This window comes from Geomonas oryzae, assembly GCF_004117875.1.
Classification (GTDB): Bacteria; Desulfobacterota; Desulfuromonadia; order Geobacterales; family Geobacteraceae; genus Geomonas; species Geomonas oryzae.
Map to the genome: position 1 here is coordinate 1 of NZ_RAHW01000008.1, position 19,466 is coordinate 19,466.

Annotated in this window: 16 protein-coding genes; 4 read left to right on the top strand and 12 right to left on the bottom strand. The window is 63.5% G+C overall.

Annotated features, from left to right (window positions below; translation table 11 throughout):
* Positions 1-151: 151 nt before the first annotated feature.
* A complete protein-coding gene (locus tag D6Z24_RS18300) occupies positions 152-514 on the bottom strand; it encodes a winged helix-turn-helix transcriptional regulator (protein ID WP_129128066.1) in 363 nt (120 codons plus the stop codon).
* Between the two features lie 171 nt (positions 515-685).
* Here D6Z24_RS18300 and D6Z24_RS18305 point away from each other — a divergent pair, with 171 nt between their 5' ends.
* Entirely contained in the window at positions 686-1,321 is a 636-nt protein-coding gene (locus tag D6Z24_RS18305) for a flavodoxin family protein (RefSeq protein ID WP_129128067.1), read from the top strand.
* A 14-nt stretch (positions 1,322-1,335) separates the two neighbouring features.
* Entirely contained in the window at positions 1,336-2,160 is an 825-nt protein-coding gene (locus D6Z24_RS18310; RefSeq protein ID WP_129128068.1) for a nitroreductase family protein, read from the top strand.
* A gap of 62 nt (positions 2,161-2,222) precedes the next feature.
* Here D6Z24_RS18310 and D6Z24_RS18315 read toward each other — a convergent pair whose 3' ends face one another.
* From D6Z24_RS18315 to D6Z24_RS18325, 3 genes are all read right to left on the bottom strand, one after another.
* Positions 2,223-3,782 (bottom strand): YiiX/YebB-like N1pC/P60 family cysteine hydrolase, encoded by a 1,560-nt coding sequence (locus tag D6Z24_RS18315; protein ID WP_129128069.1) that lies wholly within the window; start codon positions 3,780-3,782, stop codon positions 2,223-2,225.
* Positions 3,783-3,884: 102 nt separating this feature from the next.
* Positions 3,885-7,259, bottom strand: a complete 3,375-nt coding sequence (locus tag D6Z24_RS18320; RefSeq protein ID WP_129128070.1) for an acyl-[ACP]--phospholipid O-acyltransferase — start codon at positions 7,257-7,259, stop codon at positions 3,885-3,887.
* A 17-nt stretch (positions 7,260-7,276) separates the two neighbouring features.
* Complete coding sequence (locus D6Z24_RS18325) at positions 7,277-8,281, bottom strand: amidohydrolase family protein (protein ID WP_129128071.1); 1,005 nt, start codon at positions 8,279-8,281, stop codon at positions 7,277-7,279.
* A gap of 305 nt (positions 8,282-8,586) precedes the next feature.
* On the opposite strand from D6Z24_RS18325, the gene D6Z24_RS18330 reads away from it, so the two are divergent.
* Complete coding sequence (locus tag D6Z24_RS18330; RefSeq protein WP_129128072.1) at positions 8,587-10,065, top strand: sigma 54-interacting transcriptional regulator; 1,479 nt, start codon at positions 8,587-8,589, stop codon at positions 10,063-10,065.
* Positions 10,066-10,068: 3 nt separating this feature from the next.
* Here D6Z24_RS18330 and D6Z24_RS18335 read toward each other — a convergent pair whose 3' ends face one another.
* From D6Z24_RS18335 to D6Z24_RS18345, 3 genes are all read right to left on the bottom strand, one after another.
* Entirely contained in the window at positions 10,069-10,482 is a 414-nt protein-coding gene (locus D6Z24_RS18335) for a type II toxin-antitoxin system VapC family toxin (protein WP_246014721.1), read from the bottom strand.
* A gap of 2 nt (positions 10,483-10,484) precedes the next feature.
* Positions 10,485-10,730 carry an antitoxin gene (locus tag D6Z24_RS18340; protein ID WP_129128073.1) on the bottom strand — a complete coding sequence of 82 codons (246 nt, stop codon included), beginning with the start codon at positions 10,728-10,730 and terminating at the stop codon, positions 10,485-10,487.
* A 117-nt stretch (positions 10,731-10,847) separates the two neighbouring features.
* Positions 10,848-11,726, bottom strand: coding sequence for a GGDEF domain-containing protein (locus tag D6Z24_RS18345; protein ID WP_129128074.1), 879 nt, complete (start codon positions 11,724-11,726; stop codon positions 10,848-10,850).
* A gap of 209 nt (positions 11,727-11,935) precedes the next feature.
* Here D6Z24_RS18345 and D6Z24_RS18350 point away from each other — a divergent pair, with 209 nt between their 5' ends.
* Positions 11,936-12,244, top strand: coding sequence for a TRL-like family protein (locus D6Z24_RS18350; protein ID WP_198419374.1), 309 nt, complete (start codon positions 11,936-11,938; stop codon positions 12,242-12,244).
* Positions 12,245-12,304: 60 nt separating this feature from the next.
* On the opposite strand, the gene D6Z24_RS18355 is transcribed toward D6Z24_RS18350, so the two are convergent.
* The 5 genes from D6Z24_RS18355 to D6Z24_RS18375 form a co-directional block, all read right to left on the bottom strand.
* Positions 12,305-13,252: an NAD(P)-dependent oxidoreductase gene (locus D6Z24_RS18355; protein ID WP_129128075.1), complete on the bottom strand. Its 948-nt coding sequence runs from the start codon at positions 13,250-13,252 to the stop codon at positions 12,305-12,307.
* A complete protein-coding gene (locus D6Z24_RS18360) occupies positions 13,252-14,052 on the bottom strand; it encodes a universal stress protein (protein WP_129128076.1) in 801 nt (266 codons plus the stop codon). The genes D6Z24_RS18355 and D6Z24_RS18360 overlap by 1 nt, the downstream gene beginning before the upstream one ends.
* 31 nt (positions 14,053-14,083) lie before the next feature.
* Complete coding sequence (locus D6Z24_RS18365; RefSeq protein ID WP_246014732.1) at positions 14,084-17,020, bottom strand: NAD-glutamate dehydrogenase domain-containing protein; 2,937 nt, start codon at positions 17,018-17,020, stop codon at positions 14,084-14,086.
* Between the two features lie 104 nt (positions 17,021-17,124).
* A complete protein-coding gene (locus D6Z24_RS18370; RefSeq protein ID WP_129128078.1) occupies positions 17,125-18,969 on the bottom strand; it encodes an aldehyde ferredoxin oxidoreductase C-terminal domain-containing protein in 1,845 nt (614 codons plus the stop codon).
* A gap of 183 nt (positions 18,970-19,152) precedes the next feature.
* A complete protein-coding gene (locus D6Z24_RS18375) occupies positions 19,153-19,377 on the bottom strand; it encodes a MoaD/ThiS family protein (RefSeq protein WP_162605184.1) in 225 nt (74 codons plus the stop codon).
* Positions 19,378-19,466: the final 89 nt, after the last annotated feature.

A 19,466-nucleotide genomic window follows, 5' to 3' on the forward strand; every position in this document is an offset into this window, starting at 1 on the left:
CCACGGATCAGGACGGAACATTTTTAATTTACTACTGCCACCATAAGCTCCGGGAGATCCGGATCGGCGATAAAAAAGTGTCACCCATGTCTCCGAACGACTGTCACCCTTGACTCCGGTCTATACAAAGGGGGGACAGGGGGGATTTGATTCAAGGTGTGTTAGCCGCCTTAAGATAGCTAGAACCCCAGTCGCACATCATCTCCAGGATCGGAAAGATGCTCTTTCCCTGCTCGGTCAGCGAGTACTCGACCTTGGGCGGGACCTGCGGATAGACTTTGCGGTGCACCAGTCCGTCGGCTTCCAATTCGCGCAACTGCTGGGTGAGCATCTTCCTTGTCGTGTCCGCGAACTGCCGCTGCAGATCCGAGAAGCGCATGGTGTCCTGTGCGAGATGCCAGAGGATGGAGGCCTTCCATTTCCCACCGACAAGAGCCAGGGTCACGTCGATACCGCACTTGTATTCCTTGTCCCGCAATGTCATTACTTCGGCCGTCGACTGGCTTTGCTGCATGTCATCTCCTTCTGGCAAAGTTCCCTGTGGGGTACTGTGTTTCAAATAAGGTACTACGTTTCGTAAAAGTACGTTATTGACGGTCCGGCACCAATGGTCCTATATAGCCCATCTGCAAGAAAAAGAAAAGCATCGGGTTGATCTGAGAGCAGCCCGACGGGAGGAGACACAATGAAGGTCGTGGCATTCAACGGCAGCCCCAACAAGGAAGGGAACACCTATCACGCCATCAAGCTGGTGGCCGACGAGCTGGCCAAGGATGGGATCGAGACCGAGATCGTGCATGTGGGGAACAAGGCGATTCGCGGCTGCATCGCCTGCTACCAGTGCGCGAAGAACCAGGACGAGAGGTGCGCCATCAAGGACGACGAGGTGAACGAGTACGTCCAGAAGATGAAAGATGCGGACGGCATCATCCTCGGTTCTCCGGTGCACTACTCAGGCGTCGGCGGCACCATGAAGTCGTTCATGGACCGCGCCTTCTTCGTAGCCGGGGTGAACGGCGGGCTTTTGCGCCACAAGGTGGGGGCGGCGGTGGTAGCGGTGCGTCGCTCCGGCGGGGTGACCACCTTTGACCAGTTGAACCACTTCCTGAACTACTCTGAGATGCTGCTTCCTACCTCTAACTACTGGAACGTTATCCACGGCAGAGCACCGGGAGAGGCGCTGCAGGACGGCGAAGGGGTGCAGATCATGCGCGTTCTCGCTAAGAACATGGTATGGCTTCTCAAGCTGGTGGAAAACGGCAAAGGGGTGGTGCCCGAGCCGGAGCAGGAGGCGAAGGTCTTCACCAACTTCATCAGATAGGGCGCGGAGGAAGGATGCTTCAATTCAAGGTAGACAAGGAAAAATGCACGAGGTGCGGCCTGTGCGTTGCCGACTGTCCGGCCCACGTCATGGACACGGCCGACGGTTACCCGGTGATCACTGCGGAGAAGGAAGCCGGATGCTACCGCTGCCAGCACTGCTTCGCGGTATGTCCCACCGGCGCCATATCGATCCTGGGGCTCGACCCGCAAGAGAGCACGCCTCTCGAGGGGGACTGGCGCCCTGACCCGGCGAAGCTGGAGACGCTGATGAAAGGGCGTCGCTCGGTGCGGCGCTACAAGCAGGAGAACCTGGAGCCGGAGCTTTTGCAGCGCCTGCTCGAGGTCGCCTGGCACGCTCCCACCGGCGTCAACACGCGCCAGGTACGCTTCACGGTCATCGACGATCGGGAAAAGCTCGCCTCCTTCCGTGACGAGCTTTTGGCCGGCATCGCGCGTCTGGTGCGTGAGAACGCGCTTCCCGAGCAGCTCGCCTTCTTCGGCGATTTCGTGAAGCTCTGGGAGGAGCAGTGCGTGGACGTGCTTTTCCGCGGCGCACCGCACCTGCTGGTCGCGTCGGTCTCGGACAAGGCGGTCTCGCCGTTGCAGGACTGCATGATCGCGCTCAGCTACTTCGAGCTCTTCGCGCAGGCAAACGGCGTCGGTACCGTCTGGGACGGCCTCGCGAAGATCGCCATCAATGATCTCGTCCCCGAGTCCCTGGCGCGCCTCGGCATCCCCGAGGACCACGCCGTCGGCTATTGCATCGCCTTCGGTAAGCCCGCCGTCCAATACGCGCGCACCGTCCAGCACAAGGGTGCCCTGATCCACCGCGTCTGACAAAAAAGGGGACCGGCTCAGCATGTGCCGGTCCCCCTTCTGCTTTTCTCCGCACCGCTAATTTACCGCGCCGCCTGCCCCCCGTTGGTCACCCCCATGAGCTTCGCCATGGTGTTGAGCGGGTCGTGCGAGACCAGATTCCCCTCGTGGTAGAAGGTCACCAACTGCAGGGTGCCCCCCTTGATCGCCTTGATGGCCACGTCGTCCGGGGTGAATGTGGTGCGTCCCAGCGACTTCTTCGTCGGCCATTCCACTCCGCTGTAACTCATGTAGACGAGTTTCGAGCAGTACACCCTCCCTTTGGACTCGACGTCGAAGTTGAAGTCGTACGGTTTCCCCACCTGGCGCAGCGCCTGGATCACCGTGTGGGCGCGGTCCTGGCGTGTGGCCGCGGTCTTGCGCAGCACCCCGATGCTGTCGATGTTGAGGAAGTGCTGCATGGTGTTCATCTCGACCCCGGAGCGCAACGCCTCGACCACCATGTGGCCGCTTTTTATCTGTTGTTGGTACGGCTTCACCACCGGATGTTCCCAGATCCCCAGCTCCCGCAACTCCTGTTCCGTGCCGGTCCACACCGCTGCATGTCCCCAGTAGCCCGGGATTAGCTTGTCGGTGAGCCGGAAGGGGGTCTTCTCCAGGAGGATGTCTCCCGCCTGCAGGTTCTTCTGCACCTCGGCCCTTACCGCTTCCTTCCCGTACAGTTTTCCCTTCCGGGTCTCCACGAGCCCCACCGCGTTGCCGAAGACCATGCTGAACAGGCTGGTGCCTTCCCGCTCCAGCCCGAGCAGCGTGTCCGTGGTCACCGCGCCGAAGAAGCCGAGCTTTCTGCCGATCACGTAAAAGGGTGACCATTTCTTCACTATGTCGTAGGAGGGACTTTGCCTTATCAGGGTGGAGACGTAGTCCATGGCGAGGGTATCCGAGGTGAAGGGGGACTTCCTGGTCTGCTTCTCGTAGAACCGGATCGCCTTGCGCACCCGCTGGCGGTTGGCGATGGAGTCGTAGTTCATTGTGACCTTGGCGAGCTCGGCGCGCCGCACCGCGTACCCCGGGTCGCGCTCGTTGAGGACCCGGCGCAGTTTCGCGTCCCCTTCGAATAGCGAGATGGCGAGCAGGTAGTTGTCGTAGAGGACCAGGGCGGAGGAGAGCGAGAGCATCACCCCCTTGAGCCGGCTCTCCTTGGTCACCCCGAGTTCGGCGAGGTCCCTGTCATCGGCATCAAGCCAGCACTCGTGCGCTTCGGCAAGCGCGAGCAGCTTCTCGCGCAGCGCCAAGTGGTCGATGATTCCCTGGTTGATGAGGGCGAGGTCGTCGCCTGAGAGCGGTTTGCCCCGCTCCATGTCCTGCTTGATGCGGATGCCGGTCTTGATGGTCTCAGCGCGCAGCGCGAGCGCCTCTTCCGCTAGGCTGCGGAACTCGTTGAGCTCACGCGTGAGCCCCTGCTCCACGCTTGCCTTGGTGCAGCCGTGTGCCTCGAGGAAGTGCCCGGTACAGGTATTGTCCGATTCCCCGCCGCATGCACCCCTTTCCACGAGCTCTTTGAGGGTGTCGACGGCCAGGACCGGCGGCGCGCAGGAGAGGGCGAAGAAGAGCGAGAGCAGGATGCAGAGCCGAAGCCTCATGTGGGGCCTCCTTGTACGGATGTTAAATTCTCCCACTACCGGGTGAGAGGGTAGACGGGGGGCAAGCGGGCAAAAGATACCGGCAACGCATCTAAATGACAACTAATTTGTTGCCGCCAGCGCGATCTCCTTCAGTCCTTTCAGGTCCAGCTTTCCCGTTCCGAGGATGGGAAGACTTTCCACCTCCACGAACCCGTCGCGTCCGGGCTTCCAGAGGTTGGGGAGCTCGCTCTCGGAAAGGTGCCGCGAGAGCGTCGCGGCATCGGTTGCGCCGCGGGTGTAGACAACCACCAGCCGCTCCCCCCTTTTCTCGTCGGGTACCGCGGTCACCGCGAGGACCCCGCTCTGCCCGAGCTGGGCGTGCAGCTCGTCTTCGATCGCCCCGTGGGGGACCATCTCGCCGCCGATTTTGCTGAAGCGTGAGATGCGGTCCGTGATCCTGACGAAGCCGTCCTCGTCCATGATGCCGAGGTCCCCGGTCAGGTACCAGCCGTCACGCACCACCTCGCCGGTCAACTCCTCTCGTCCCAGGTAGCCGAGCATCACGTTGGGACCCTTCACCTGGAGCATCCCGGCTTCCCCCGGCTTTAATGCCGCGCCGCTTTCCGGGTCGACCACGCGGATGGCTACGCCGGGGATCGGGTGCCCTACGCTCCCTGCCTTGGCGCCGTGCTGCTTCACGCCGTCGATCTCCACGTCCGGAAGGCTCAGGGTGATCACCGGGGACAGCTCTGTGGCGCCGTACCCCTCCATGGGGCGGATGCCGAACTTCTCCTCGAAGCTGTCCGCAACCTTGCTCTTCAGTTTCTCCGCGCCCGTGATCACGAGGCGCAGCGACCCGAAGTCCTCGAGCTTTGCGCGGCGCAGGTAGGAGAGGAGGAAGGTGGGAGTCGCAAGGAGGAGCGTGGAGCGGTGCTCGCGCACCACCTGGGCGATTCTCTCCCCCTCCATCGGGTTCGTGTGGTAGGCGGAGGAAAAACCGCTCGTGAGCGGGAACCAGAGCGTCGCGGTGAAGCCCAGGGAATGGAAGAAGGGGAGCGCAGAGCAGATGTTGTCGTTTAAGTCCACCTTGAACACCATGCGCAGCGCCTCGATGTTCGACATGATGTTGTGATGGCTGAGCATCACCCCCTTCGGCTCTCCGGTGCTCCCCGAGGAGAAGATCACCGTGGCGCTGCGGTCGGCGTGGAACCCTTTCGCGCGGCACAGGATGGTGGCGGGGTAGAACCGCGCCTTGATTAGGGCCATGAGCTTTGCCCGGCCGGAGATGGCGGGGGCGATGTCCTCCAGGAAGATCATGCCGTCAAGTCGCGGCAGGGTCGGGACTCTTTCCAGGAAGGCGCGCGAGGTGACGATGGTGCGGATGCCGCACTGGGAAACTGCGGAGGAAAGTGAAACCTCGGAGGCGGTGTAGTTGAGGTTCACGGTGACCCGTCCCAGCATGGAGAGGGCGAGGTTCGCGAGCACGCCCCCGGCGGACGGCGGCAGCAGAAGTCCCACGTGTTCCGCATCGTCGATCATTTCGTCGAGCTTTCCTGCCAGGGCGACCGCGGAGGTCAGGGTGCGGCCGTAGCTCAGGTTTTTTCCCGAGGTGTCGGCGATGGCGCGACGTCCCCAGTAACGGCGTGCGGTGCGGATGAAGTACTCAGGCAGCGGCCGGCGCTGCTCCTTTCTGGAGGCGAAGTAGTCGCAGGAAAGCTCGGCCACCTTCTGGCGCACCTCGACGGCGAGGCTCTTCGCGGGCATCGGGTCCCCGAAGAGGATGGTGACCGGGTAGGGGGAGAGTGCCGGGAGCCGGGAGAGGAGTTTTCCGTGGGCGTAGGAGAGGATGCTCCCCCAGGCCCCGCCGATGTACACCGGGATGATCGGGTGGCCGCTGTCCTTCACGATGCGCTCGAAGCCGCCGCGGAACTCGCCCAGCATGCCGGTCCTCGTGAGCGCCCCCTCGGCGAAGATGCAGACCATGTACCCCTCGTCGAGCGCGGCGCGCGCCCTCCTGATGAACTCGAGCATCTCCCTTTTGCCGTCCGTCGAGGAGACCGGGATCACCCCCATGAGCCGGAACAGGCCGCGTAAGAGGGGCGTGTTGTAGATGCTCCGCTCCATGACGAAGCGGATGCGGCGCTGGCAGGTGGCGGTGAGCAGCAGGGCGTCGACCCAGGTGACATGGTTCGGGATCAGGAGCGCAGGCCCCTCCACCGGGAGGTTTTCGAGCCCCTTGATGCGCAGGCGGTAGAAGACCCGCATGGTGACGAGGGCTACGAAGCGGAGCAGGAAGTCCGGGAGGATCTTGAAGGAGAGGAGCGTCAGGACCAGGGTCAGCGCGCCGACGGCGCTGAACCCCTGCGCTGCGGAGAGTCCCATCGGGCCGCTGAAGAGCCAGGTGAGCCCGGATGCGGCGAGGATGCCGACCCAGTTGATGAAGGAGGAGGCGGCCAGCACCTCGCCGCGGATGGCGGCGTCGGCTCTGAGTTGAATGAAGGTCTGCAGCGGCAGGCTGAAGACACCCGCCGAGATACCGAAGCAGACGATGACGATGAGGCTCGCGGTGAGGTTTCCGGGGAGTACGTGCAGCAGTATCGGGGCGAGGGTGAGCCCGGCTGCGCCAAGCGGTACGATGCCGAACTCGACGTCGCGGCCGGAGAGCTTGGCGGCTATGAGCGAGCCCGCGCCGATGCCGAGCGCGGCGGCGAGGAACAGGTAGCCGCTTTGCGCCTCGGAGAGCCCGAGCCTTTCCATGCCGTAGCCGATCAGGTTCAGTTGTGCGAAGGCGCCGATGAACATGAACCAGGCGAGCCCGATGATGGCGAGCATGAGGTGGCGGTCGCGGGAGATGCCTTGGAGCGTGTGCAGGATGCCGGTGGGGAGAAGGGCCACGGGACGGGCCGCGTCGCCGGGAGTGCTTTCCCCGATCATCCTCGAGCAGGCAAGCCCGGCGCAGGCGACGGCGAGACTGAAGAGCGAGGCGATCCAGAAGCTTCCTCCCGCCGCCTGGGCGAGACCGGAGGCGAGGCCGGTGCCGACGATGATGGCCAGGAAGGTGCAGGATTCCATCAGGCCGTTCACCCGGGAGAGTTCATCCTTTCGGACCAGTTCGGGGACTATGCTGTACTTCGCCGGTGCGAAGAAGGCGCTGTGGCTCGCCATGAGGAAGACGACGAGGTAGAGGGCGTGCTCCTGTCTGAAGGCGAAGGCGGCGACGGCCAGGAGGGTGACCGTCACCTCGAAGAGCTTCACGTTCACGATGAGCCTCGACTTCGCCATGCGGTCGGCGAGGCAGCCCGCCGGCGCGGAAAAGAGGAGGAAAGGGAGCACGAAGGCGGCGCCGACCGAGGCGGTGATCATCCCGGCGTGAGCGCGTCCCCGGCTGCCGATCAGGAAGAAGATGATCAAGAGCTTCAGTATGTTGTCGTTCAGCGCCCCTAGGAACTGGGTGGCGTTCAGCCAGGCGAAGGATTTGGATGAGGTGTTGGTCATGGCGGTGCTCCGGGTGATCAGGGAGTCGGGACGGGAAGTCTGAGGACGGCGTTCGCGTTGGAAAATACCTGTTCCGGCACGCCCAGCGCCTCCTTCAGGGCAACGTCCTGGTCCCACGGGTTGGCGATTTTTGAGAGTTCCACCATGCGCCGCGGCGAGAGCTTGATCGGGAACGCATAGGGGGTGACCGTGACGGTGTTGGGAAGCGGCATGTCGGTGCCGTAGAGAAGCCGCTCGGCAATCCCCTTCTTCAAGAGGCGTGCGAGGTGCCACTTCCGGTTGATCTGGGTGAGCGCCGAGATGTCGCCGTAGAAGTTTGGGAACTCGTCCAGGAGGCGAAGAAAGCGGCGGTAGTTGCTCTCCCCTTGGTTTCTGCCGCAGCTGCCGCAGTGCGCCGCGATCACCTTCACCCCGAGCGAGAGCGGGAGCCTGAGCCGCTCGGGGTCCGCGAGCTCGTTGCGCGTCATGGTGAAGGAGTGCTCGGTGCCGGTGTGGGTGAGCAGCGGAAGCCCCAGCTCTTTGAGCTTCAGGTAGAACGGGACCAGGCGCTCGTCGGCCGGGTCAAAGTGCTGGATGGAGGGGAGCCACTTGACCAGCACGGCGCCGTCCGCCGCCGCTTTCTCCAGACGCTCCAGAGCGTCACGGCGCATCGGGTTGATGCTTGCTCCGAAAAGGAGGTTCGGATACTTCGCGGTTTCCGCCGCGACGAAGTCGTTGGGGATGTACATCTCGGTGCTGTTGCGATCGAGCTCGCCGTTGCCGTCCACCGCGCCGTCCATGGCGAGGACGACGGCGGCGGTTACGCGCTGCGAGGCGGCGAGCCGCTCGGAGATGCGCCGCATGACAAGTCCGTCACCCTCCTCGATGAGCTGCTGCTCGGTCACCCAGAACGCTTTCAGGAAGACCCTGTAGCGCCAGCTTTTGCGCATGGCGGGGGAGATGAAGCAGCCGCTGTTTCCCGCGCCGATGCCGGCGGTGTGGCAGTGCATGTCGATGATCCCCTTGAAAGCTGCTGAACGCATGTCGGTCTCTCCTGTGCGTGGAATGTCATAGTCATTACAGGGACTGTGCCAATTGCTGCTTTAACTGGATCAGACGGGCAAAGTGCTGATTTGCCGTCAGGCGTTGTTGAGGTTATACGGTTCTTTAAATAGCGTGTTGACATTTTATGTCTATTGATCGTACATAAAACGAACAGTATCGTTGTGTAGGTCAGCGCCCTGACCCTCTCCCGCGTGCGGGCGAAGGTCTACGTTGGACGAAGGTCTGGAGGGATGGAGGATATGGTAACGCAAGGTGTGACCTGTCTGCACAGGGGAGTCGCTTTATGACTATAAGAAAAATTGCCGACCAAGAGTGGACGTTTCTGGAGACAGTGGCACGTGCGGCTTTTGCCAATCCCTTCGGCGAAGCGAGGGACGACCTCGACATCCTGATCGGCGGCGCATCACCCGGTGCATCCCCCGAAGAAGTGCTGGGGGCGGTACTGGCCCGTGTGACGGCGCAGGTGGAGAACCTGCGGGCGCGCGGGGTGGCCGACCTGCGCGGGCAGGAGGGGAGCCGCCGCGAGGTTTTGCGCCGGTTCTTTTTCTTCCATGTCTTTCACCGCTACGTGGACCATTTCGACCGCCTAATCCAGGCCCAGCTGAAGCAAGGGGACAAACCATGCAGGGTGGATTTCGCGCCCGAGGTGCTCGGGGAGATGGCCGGCTTCGGGCTCACCGGCGACGAGGCCGAGCGGGCCTTCGCCGTCTTCTACCAGCTGCGGCGCGCCTTCTACTTCATAAGAAACGGGCTGGTCGGCAGCTCCCCGTCCATGAAGGCCTTGCGCCGTCATCTCTGGGACTGCGTCTTCACCCACGACATCCGCTGGTTCGAAGCGGGACTTTGGAGCCGGATGGAGGAGTTTTCCATCCTCCTTTTGGGCGAGACCGGAACCGGCAAGGGGGCCGCGGCCGCCGCCATCGGTCGCTCCGGGTTCATCCCCTACGACCCGGCGAGAAACGGGTTCACGGAGAGCTTTACCAGGAACTTCGTCGCCATAAACCTCTCCCAGTACTCCGAGGGGGTGCTCGAGTCCGAGCTCTTCGGGCACAAGAAGGGGGCCTTCACCGGCGCGGTGGATAACCACGAGGGGCTCTTCAGCCGCTGCGCTCCGCACGGCGTCATCTTCCTGGACGAGATAGGCGACGTGAGCGTGCCGGTGCAGATCAAGCTCTTGCAGGTGCTGCAGGAGAGGGTCTTCTATCCGGTCGGGAGCCACGAGCCGAGGCGTTTCAGCGGACGCATCGTCGCCGCCACGAACCGCCCCCTGGACGACCTGATGCTGGGGGGACGGTTCCGCGAGGATCTCTACTACCGTCTCTGCTCAGATGTGGTCACCATTCCGCCGCTGCGGGAGAGGCTTCGCGAGGATCCGGATGAACTCGACAACCTCATAGGCGCCATCCTGTACCGGGTGGCGGGGCAACAGGTCCCGGCGCGGGAGCGGCAACTGGTCAAGAAGGTGATCAGGCGCGATGTCGGGGGGGACTACGACTGGCCGGGGAACGTGAGGGAGCTGGAGCAGGCGGTGAAGCGGATCATCCTCACCGGTCGTTATCAAGGGATGAAGCGGGAAAAGGGCGCGGGAATGGAGCGCCTGTCCGTGGCCATGCAGGATGGATCTCTCGGCGCGGAAGAACTCCTTGCCGCCTATTGCGGGCATCTCTACGACGTCTGCGGCACCTACGAGGAAGTCGCCCGCCGCACCCGCCTCGACCGGCGCACCGTTAAGAAGTACGTGCAGATGGGGACGGAGGTGTGACGGCTATGGTGTGACCAGCCAGTTTTCCACTACGAGTCCGGGAACACGGGAGAACTCGCGCACGTTATCCGTGACCAGGACCAGCCCCAGAGAGCGGGCATGAGCAGCGATCAAGAGGTCGTTAGGGCCAATAGTCAGGCCGCGCTGCTGCAGGTAGTTTCGGATCTCCGCGTAGTGGTGGTCCGCGTCGACATCCAGCGACAGCACCTCGATATTCGCGATGATCTGTTCAACCTTTACTCTCAGCGAGGGTGAACCTTTCTTCGCGGCCCCGAAGCGCAGCTCGCCGGCTACCACGATGCTTGTGCAGACGGTTTCTTCACCCTGCTCTGCAATCCGTCGCATCACCGAACCGCCTGGACGTTTGATGAGGTCAGAGAGGATGTTGGTGTCGAGGAGGTAAATGAGGGGGGACACTGCTAAAGCTCCACGTCGTCCAGCGGTGATAGACCTTGGTCGATATCGGGAAATTCCTCATCGGAAGGCGCCCAGGTGGACAGAAGGCTCAGGAGCGATTTTTTTTGCAACGGCTCGATGATGATCCGGTCGCCCTCTTTGTGCATGATCGCCTCATCCCCAGGCAGTTCGAACTCACGGGGGATGCGGATAGCCTGGTTTCTACCGTTTTTGAAAAGACGTACATGACGCTCCGCGAAGTTGCTCATACCTCCCCCTTGTACTATTGGCCTATGCTTTGGCATAGGCTAGCACTTCTCCCAGAGCATGTCCAGATTTTCAACGGAAAAAGAAGGGAGTTGCAGACCTCGCCAGGCCCGTCACTGTTACACCGCGGCCGCCTCTTGCGGCGCGTCGAAGCGCACCACCTTGTTGCGCCCCTGCTGTTTCGCCTGGTACATCCCCTGGTCGGCGCGCTGCAACAGCGACTCGGGGGTGTCATGCGCCGGCAGAAGGCTCGCGCAGCCGATGCTCACCGTCACCGTCAATTCGGTCTTCCCGCCTTGATGATCAGTGACGGTCACAGGGGTCCCGGCGATGGTGCGGCGCAGGCGCTCGGCGACGTCGCAGGTCTCGGAGGGCGGGGTGTGCGGCAGCAGTATGGTGATCTCTTCGCCGCCGTAGCGGGCCACCACGTCGGTCTGACGAAGCGATTCGATCAAAAGCCGCGCCACGTGCTGCAGGACGAGGTCCCCGGCATGGTGACCGTAGGTGTCGTTCACCGACTTGAAGCGGTCGAGATCGACCATCAAAAGCCCCAGGTCCAAGTGGTGACGCTTCGCGCGCATCACCTCGTCGCGCAGCCTGCGGTCCAAGACGCGCCGGTTGTAGATCCCCATCAGCGGATCGGTCATCGCCTCGTGCTCGAGGATGTAGATGCGCTTCAGCTCCAGGGTGGTTCGGTAGGCGAGCAGACAGACCATCAGACAGAAAACCGCGCCCAGCAGGAAGATCATCACGACGAGCATCTCGGAGTGCGTGTAGAGACTGCCGGCCTTGAGACATAAAAAGCCCACGTACCCGGAGAGGAACAGCAGCAGGAATCCCGCCAGCACGTACCACCAATTGCGGTTGGCGCCCTTCGGGAGTTCCCTGGTCAGCTTTCGCACCAGGAAGAGCGCCGCAGTCAAAAGCGCGGCTCCCCCCAGGAGCAGAATCGACATGACTTTCGCTAAAACCGGGAATATGTCTGCTGTGGTTTCCATGAGCTTCCTAAGTTAGCGGGATGGCGGATTTTACTAGCACTTTTCGGCAGCCGTCAATTAATAAACGAGTAAGGGAATGCGAAAACTCGTATACGAATTCTTGAATTAAGCGCGGGCTCATGCTAAGGTCACCGGGCCTAACCTTCTGGGATGACAGGTACAATCGCTCCTGGCCAGGCGACGGCAAATACTTTGTTCAGGAGGAAGCTGTGAAGAAAGTTCTTTACGTTGGTATGTTGGCTGGTCTCGGGATGATGTTCGGTTGTGCTTCGCCGGTGCCGATGGGCGCCCTCTACACGGAGCTGAAGCTCCCGGTGGCGGCTACCGGCAACGGTGCCGATAAAAAGCATGGCGTGGCGGAGTGCAAGAGCGTGCTGGGACTGGTAGCTACCGGCGACTGCAGCATCGAAACCGCGAAGAAAAACGGCGGCGTTTCCAAGGTTTCCGCAGTCGACTGGGAAGGGAAGAACATCCTCGGTCTCTTCGGCGAATACAAGCTGCACGTCTACGGCGAATAGTCGGTAAAAAAATAGGAAAAAAACGAAGCCGGGCCCCGAAAGGGACCCGGCTTTTTTTTGTTACACAACCAGGTTGCGCGGGTGCCCGAGAACGAACCCCTCCAGGTTCCCGATCAACTGCTCGGCCAGTGTGGCGAGGGAACGGTCGCTGATCCATGCGACATGCGGCGTGACGATCAGGTTGGGCTGTTTCAGGTCGAGAAGCGGAGACCCCTCTCGCGGCGGTTCCCGGGTCAGGACGTCGAGTCCCGCTCCCGCGATGGTCCCTTCCGCCAACGCCTGCGCCAGCGCGGCTTCATCCAGCAGTCCGCCGCGGCCGCAGTTGATGAGGATCGCGTGGCGCGGCATCAGCTCGAGCTCCGCTTTTCCGATCATGCCGACGCTCTCCTCGGTCAAGGGGCAGAGAAGCACCAGCACGTCGCTTTTCGCTAGCACCTCCGGAAACGGCGTCCGTCCCGGGCGTGCCTCCGCCGCACCCTTTCTCTCGGCGCAGAGGATCTCCATGCCGAAGGCCTCGCCAAGCGCAGCCACCGCGCTCCCGAGGGCCCCGACCCCGATGGTGCCGAGGGTCGCCCCGTAAAGGGAGCGCGGCATCGGTTCCACCTGCACCAGGTACCCCTCCGAGCGCTGCCAAGCTCCCCCCTGGACCGCCTCGTGGTAGGCAAGGAGGTTGCGCCGCAGGGCGAGGATGAGGGAAAAGACGTGCTCGGGAACGCTCACCGACCAGTTGCGCACGTTGCTTACTGCGACTCCGCGGCGCCGGCAGGCCTCCAGGTCGACGTGGTCGACGCCGGTGGCGGCGACCGCGATCAGGCGCAGTTGCGGCAGCTTCGCCAGGTGCTCCGCGGTGATGGCGACCTGATCCGTGATCGCTACCGTGGCGTCGGTGAGACGCTCCACCACCTCGGCTTCGCGCGTGTCCGGATATTCCTGCCACCGGTGCGGGAAGCGCGGCGCGCGCAGCGGCACCGAGATGCCGCCGCGGTCGAGAAAGACGATCCGCTCCATCAGTGGGACATGAGGACCGGGATGGTCATGTGGCGCAGCACGTGCTTTGCGACATCGCCCAGGACGTAGGTGCCGAAGTGCAGGTCGGCGTATCCCCCCATGACCAGGAGGTCGCTCCCCTCGTCAGACACGCGGTTCAGGAGTACGTCGCCTATGTGCAGCTCGGTGATGGCGCTCGTTTCGACCTGGGCCTTCACGCCGTGGGAGGCCACGTAGCTGCGCAGCCCCTCCATGTCCGCCATCTCGTCCTTGCTCGGGTTCACCTCGAAGATGTGGGTCGACTCCGCGTTACGCAGCAGGGGAAGGGCGTCGGTGAGCGCACGCGACGACTCGCGCCCGGTCTTCCACGCCACGAGGATGTTCCTGCCGACGCTTTGGTAGCGCCCGGCGTAGGGGACGATGAGAACCGGCTTCCCGGAGCCGAACACGACCTTCTCGGGAAGGAAATCGGTGGCGCGACGCTCCTTGGAGCCGTGTTCGCTCTGCCCGACGATGACGAGGTCGGCGAAGGTGGCGTAGTGGCTGATCGCCTCGACCACGCCCCCGCCGAGGGCCTTGGCGTCCGCCGCGATCCATTCACCCTTGACGTCGGCAGCCGCCGTCTTCTCCCTGAAGAGCTGCTCCAGCTCCTCGCCCGCCTCCTGGTCGTTCCCCCTCCGCATCGGGATCAGGGGATGCACCGCCACCTTGAGTCCCGTGACCGCCGCGCGGTGCCGTTTCGCCAGGTCGATGGCCAGCTCGAGCCGGTCCGCGGAATGTTCCAGGTTGTCCATGAAGACTAGTATCTGTTTCAACTCCATCTGGTGCGCCTCCTTGATGCATGCGGGTGAGTTACTGGATGTATGGTGCTGCCGTCGCCGGCCGGGTGAGCGCCTCGGGCCGGGTGAAGTTGCGCAACAGGTGTCCCTTGATCATCTCCTTGAAGTCCGCCTCCTGGTCTCCCCGGTAGACGAGAGACGAGGCGATCTCGGCGGCGAGGATGGCGTAGCGGCACTTGGCCGGCAGCCGCTCCAGGCGCCCCTGGTACTTGGGCTCGCGCAGCATGGCGGGAAGGTGCGCGAGGATGGCGCTTTGGAAGACCGGCTCGTCGCAAAGCTCAGGGTTCCTCTGGAAGAACGAGAAGAGGCGCGCATAGTGGCCGTTGATCTCGTGGCTTATGGCGTCGGAGATCTCGGTGTAGATGAAGCTTCCTCCCGCCTCGCGGTGGCGCCTAAAGATGAGTTCCGCTTCGTCGCGCGCCCGTCTTTCCAGGATCCTGAGCACGTCCCCCACGTAGCGCTCCTTGTGCGCCAGGAACTCCTCCTCGGAGAGCATGAGGTTCGCGATGATCTCGTAGGACGAGGAGATCACGCCGCACTTGTTGGCCGAGGCGTCGCGCATGATGACGATGCCGCGCCGCTGCATCTGGGTCCGCGCCTCCGGCGTGATGAAGGAATTCGCCCCCTCGACGATGGCGCGGGTGGTGGGGGTGCCGTCCTCGCGGAAAAAGCGCGGCCAGTTCTCGGCGTCGATGGTCTCCGGGCGCCCCCCCCCGGGGATGAAGAGGTCGGTCGGTACCGAGAAGAGGAGGTTCCCGAACTCGCGGTGGAACTGGTCCGTGGTCACCCACTGCTCCTGGACCCCCGCCCCGGTGCTGACCGCGCGTTTGAACAGCTCGCGCAGCCCGTCGGTGCGCCGCTCGTTGCGGTACAGGATGAAGCCGCCCGGGTGCAGGCGGGCCGGGTCGAAGGCGTCCAGGTCGTGCTTCAACACGATGCGGGAGAGCTCTTCGTGGTCCATCCCCTCGGGGTCGAAGATGGCGCCGGACCCGTCGAGGATCAGCTTGATGCACGCCTCGGGAGAGCGCTCGAGTATGATGCGCAGCGCGTTCCCCGCCACGTCGCCGCTCGGCCCTCCGGTGAACTTCACGCTGAAGCGGTCGCGCCTTATGTCGATGCCTAGCTGCTGCATGGCGGTCTCGGCGAACTGCATCACCCCGGTCGAGGTGACCCCGTATTCCTTGTGGTTGATCCCCACCCGCTTGCTGGAGATGAGGCCGATGCCGAGCAGGTAGCCGCGCTTTAACGACTGGCGCGCGATCATCTCGATCATCACGTCGTGCATGTTCTCGTCCGGCCCAAGCTCGATCGGCTCGTCCTCGCCGTAGTAGTCGACGACGCGGGGATCGCTCGCCTGGCCGTTCTCGGTGACGAAGATGTCCAAAAAGGCGTTGATGAAGCCGAACTGCAGCTTGTAAAGGCGCTGGGTGGAGAGGTCGCGCGCCTCGAGACGGGCGGCGTCGAGCACCACCACCATCTTCGAACCACCCTCGTAGATGTCCTTGTTCTTCAGGTGCTGGGTGTGGGCGAGGACGTAGACCTCGCGGAAGAGGGTGCTCGCCGAGGTGACGTACTCGTCGCGGTTTCTCGTTACGATGGTGCGCCAGCCGCCGCGGGCGATGTCGGAGAAGCCGATGTGGTAGCCGCAACCGTAGCGCCCGAAGAAGAAGGTGATGCGGAACGGGATCTCCGGCGGAAGGTCGGCGGTGAACTCGGGCGCCAGTTCGGCCAGGTAGGCTGGGTCGAGCCGGAAGGCGAGGGCGTGCTTCTCGCGCACGTAGAAGTTCGTCTTCAGCGTGTTCCTGATGAAGGTGATGGCGCAGCGGAAGATGGCGCGGCGCAGGTCGTCGATGTAGCGGTGCCCCGTGTTGTAGGACTCGACGAAGCGGACCGTCTCCTCGAGCGTCTTCCGGTAGAACTCCTCGCGCAGGGAGAGCCCCGGCTGGAAGCGGATCCTGAAAAGCTTCGCGAGCTGGAGCGCTATGTCCGGGTGCGAGTGGAAGGCGAGCATCACGTCCTCGTACCCGTACGGGTCGGGGTGGTGATGGGCGAGGTTCGTGTGGCAGAAGGCGATGAAGGCGTTCACGAGCGACGCCTCCTCGCCGGTCATCACCCGGCTCGTGACGAACTCGCGGTAGGTCCTCGAGGCGGTGGAGAGGATCTGGGTGTTGTAGAGCTCCATCTGCAGCCGGTCGAAGAGTTCGCTCCCCTTGGAGAGAAGCGGCGCGTCGGGGCGCTTTCTGACGTAGAAGGTGCCGAGGAAGTAGGGATGCACGCCGTTTGAGATGGTGAGGCAGTAGGCGCGCTGTACCCCGAAGCCCAGGCGGTTGAAGACCTCCATGGTCTGCAAGAGGAAGTCGTTTTGCGGCGGGTTGCCGACCGCGAAGAGGACGCGGGTCTCGCTGTCGAGCCCGAGGTCGTCGGTCTCCTCCACGTCCAGGAAGATCCCTCCCTGGCGGTTCCCCTCCTGGAAGACCCAGAGGATCTGGGCCACCCGGTTCGGGGGGGAGATGCGCACGTACTGCTCGTTGTTGAGCCACAAAAGGCGCAGGAGGGCGTCGAGCTGGGCGAGGTCGAAGAGGGGATAGCGCGTCTTCAGCGCCTCCTCGATGCCGGCGCGGATCTCCGCCGGGATCTCCGGCGCGGGCGCGTCGGCGATCTCGTTGTGTTCCTTGCGGTCGAAGTCGAAACGCTGCACCTCGAGACCCTGGGAAAGCCCCGGCACCACCCCTTTCGAGTGGGTGAACTCGGCGTAGGAGATGTCGCGCTCCTGCAGGGTGCGCAGGGTGTCGTAGAGCGAGCCGGGGCGGTTCAGGCGGGCGAGGATCAGGGTCTTCGCCCGATCCGCCACGGTGAGCCGCTGGTTCTGCGCCAGGGTCTTGAGCCCCACGGCGAGTGCGTGCACCGCCTCGGACTCTTCCTTCATGGTGATGAAGAAGTAGGAGTCCATCTGCGCCTTGAGCCAGGCGAGGTTCTCCCTGGACCTCGCGTCGCTTTCGGCGATGAGGCGGTCGACTGCTGCCAGGAGGTTCTGGTCGGCGCTTGGGCGCATGGCTACCCCTCGAGGACCGGCAAAAGTCCTTCCATTTCAGGCTTGAAGATGCTCCAGACCCGCTCGCGCAGCTGGGCCAGGAAGTCGTGGGTGATGAATTTGGGGAGCGTCACCTTGTGGTTCGGGTCGTCCATGACCTGCGAGGGGAGGGTGTACTCCTCGTGCTCGTGGAAGCCCTGGCGCAGTTCGAGGGCGAGCCCGCGCAGGTACGCCCGGCGCACGGAGGCGACGATGTCCGCGGAGGCGATCTCGAGTCCCGCCGCTTCCTTCACGGCGCGCACGATGAGGTCGTGGCCGATGCCGACGCCGACGAACTTGCAAAGGCCGATCATGTCGTAGCCTACCTGCAAGAGGCCGCCCGTCGTGATCGCCTGCACCCACTCATCCAGGGAGTGCTTCCCTTCTTTGGCGAGCATCATGTGCGTCCCCATGGACATGTGCCCGCCGGCGATGGCGAAGATGTAGCCGGGGTTCGTGTCCGGGAGGTAGGCGGGAAGCTCCAGCCCCTTCACGTGCATGGCGTAGGCGGTCTCGCCGAGCGCCTCGGAGAGGCGCTTCACGCCGCGCCCGAGTTCGGGGTAAAGGCCGCGCCCGGCGCCGTCGATGAGCGCCGCGATCTTGTCGTAGTCCCCGAAGACGGCCCCGTTCAGGACCGGCGCCTCCGGGTGGCGCTCGTTGTAGTCGAGCAGGTAGGCGATGGTGGTGCCGAGCGATATGGCGTCCATGCCGAGGAGGTCGCAGCGGTGGATCAGGTCGCAGACCTCCTTCGGGTTGTGCACGCCGAGGTTCGAGCCGAACAGGATGAGCGGCTCGAAGTCGAACTTCGCGGCGAGCTTGCCGCGGCTGCCGTCCTCGTTCTTGTGGAAGAGGTTGTTGTGGCAGCGGATGCCGCAGCGGTGGCAGGCCTCGGTGGCGACGTCGAATTCCTTCTCCACCTCGTCGCGGAACAGGCGCTCCACATTGTCGCACCCCTTGGGGCGGAAGTTGTTGAGCGGCACGGCGTGGAAGACCTGCAGCACCTCGATGTTGGCCCAGGTCCCCCCACCGCCGCCCTGGCTCGTCGGCTGGAAGCGCGCGCTCCCCCCGCTTTTCAGGATGTCGCGGTTCACGTCGCGGATCTCGGGGGTGATCTTCTGCAGCTTGTCAGGGCTCTGCGCCACGATGGCGAGGAGGTTTTTGTACCCCATGAGGCTACCCATGCCGCCGCGTCCGGCGAAGCGGCTCTTGGGCTCCCCGGATTTCAGCTCGTTGTCGGTGCTCATGACGACGGCACCCATGTAGTTGTTCTGCCAGTTCTCGCCTGCCGGGCCGATGGCGGCGAAATGGGCGTCCGGGTACTCGGCGGCGAGCGCCATGATCTTTGCGTGACCGGTGAGACCGATGAGATGCCCGGCCGGCTTCAGCTCGACCTCGGGGCCGTTCGCCCCTTCCCTGAGCACCGCGTACACCGGGGTCTCGGAGCGGTTCTCGAAGATCACCTCGTCGAGGCCGGTCCACTTGAACTTGTTGCCGAAGTTGCCGCTGCCGGTGGACCACATGGCGCCGGGGCGCCCGGTGCCTGACTGCTTCAAGGGGCTGTAGCCGGAGAAGTAGCTGCGCATTCCGGTCATCACGCTGGTGCCGGTCAGAAGGCCGGAGTTCAGGATCAGCGGGTTTTTAGGGGAATAGGCGCAGGCTATGTCCCGCTCGGCCAGGATCTGGAAGCTCCTGCCGAAGCCGCCGAGGACGTCCTCGAGGTTTCGGCACGGGACCGCGGCGAAGTCGGCGCGGCCGGTGGCGAGGTCGATGGTGCAGCGCTGGTAGACCACGCTCGCGGGATCGGTGCTCATCATTTTGTTGTCGCTCATATCTTTTTGCTCCGCAAAATCGTTATGGGGACCGGCTCCGACAGGTGCCTGTCCCCCTGGTATCGCCGGCTGGGGACTGGCTTCTAAGGTGCCTGTCCCCCTTGTCTTCCGTTCCCTTCCCCGGTCTGTCCCGTTTTTGTATGTTCCCCTATTGCGGGGATCGGGAAGCGACCCCCGGCGAAGCTAGCCTCCCCCCATGCGGGGCAAAAGCGACAGCACGTCGCCGTCCTGCACCATCTCGTCCCACGCCGCGTGCAGCCCGTTCACGAGGACGGTCCCCACGTCGTTTCTGGGAAGGCCCAACTGCTCCACGATGGAGGCGATCTTCTGCCCCGGGGTGCATTCCCACTCCGCCTCTTCGAAAAGCTTCCAGCGCAGGGAAGCGTAGAGTTTGATCCTGATCTGCATCCTTAAAACCTCGTCGCTCAAAGGTAAAAAGCCCCCGTCAGGCCGCACGGTTCCCATACGGGCGCCGGGATTGACCCGGCGCCTTCCGG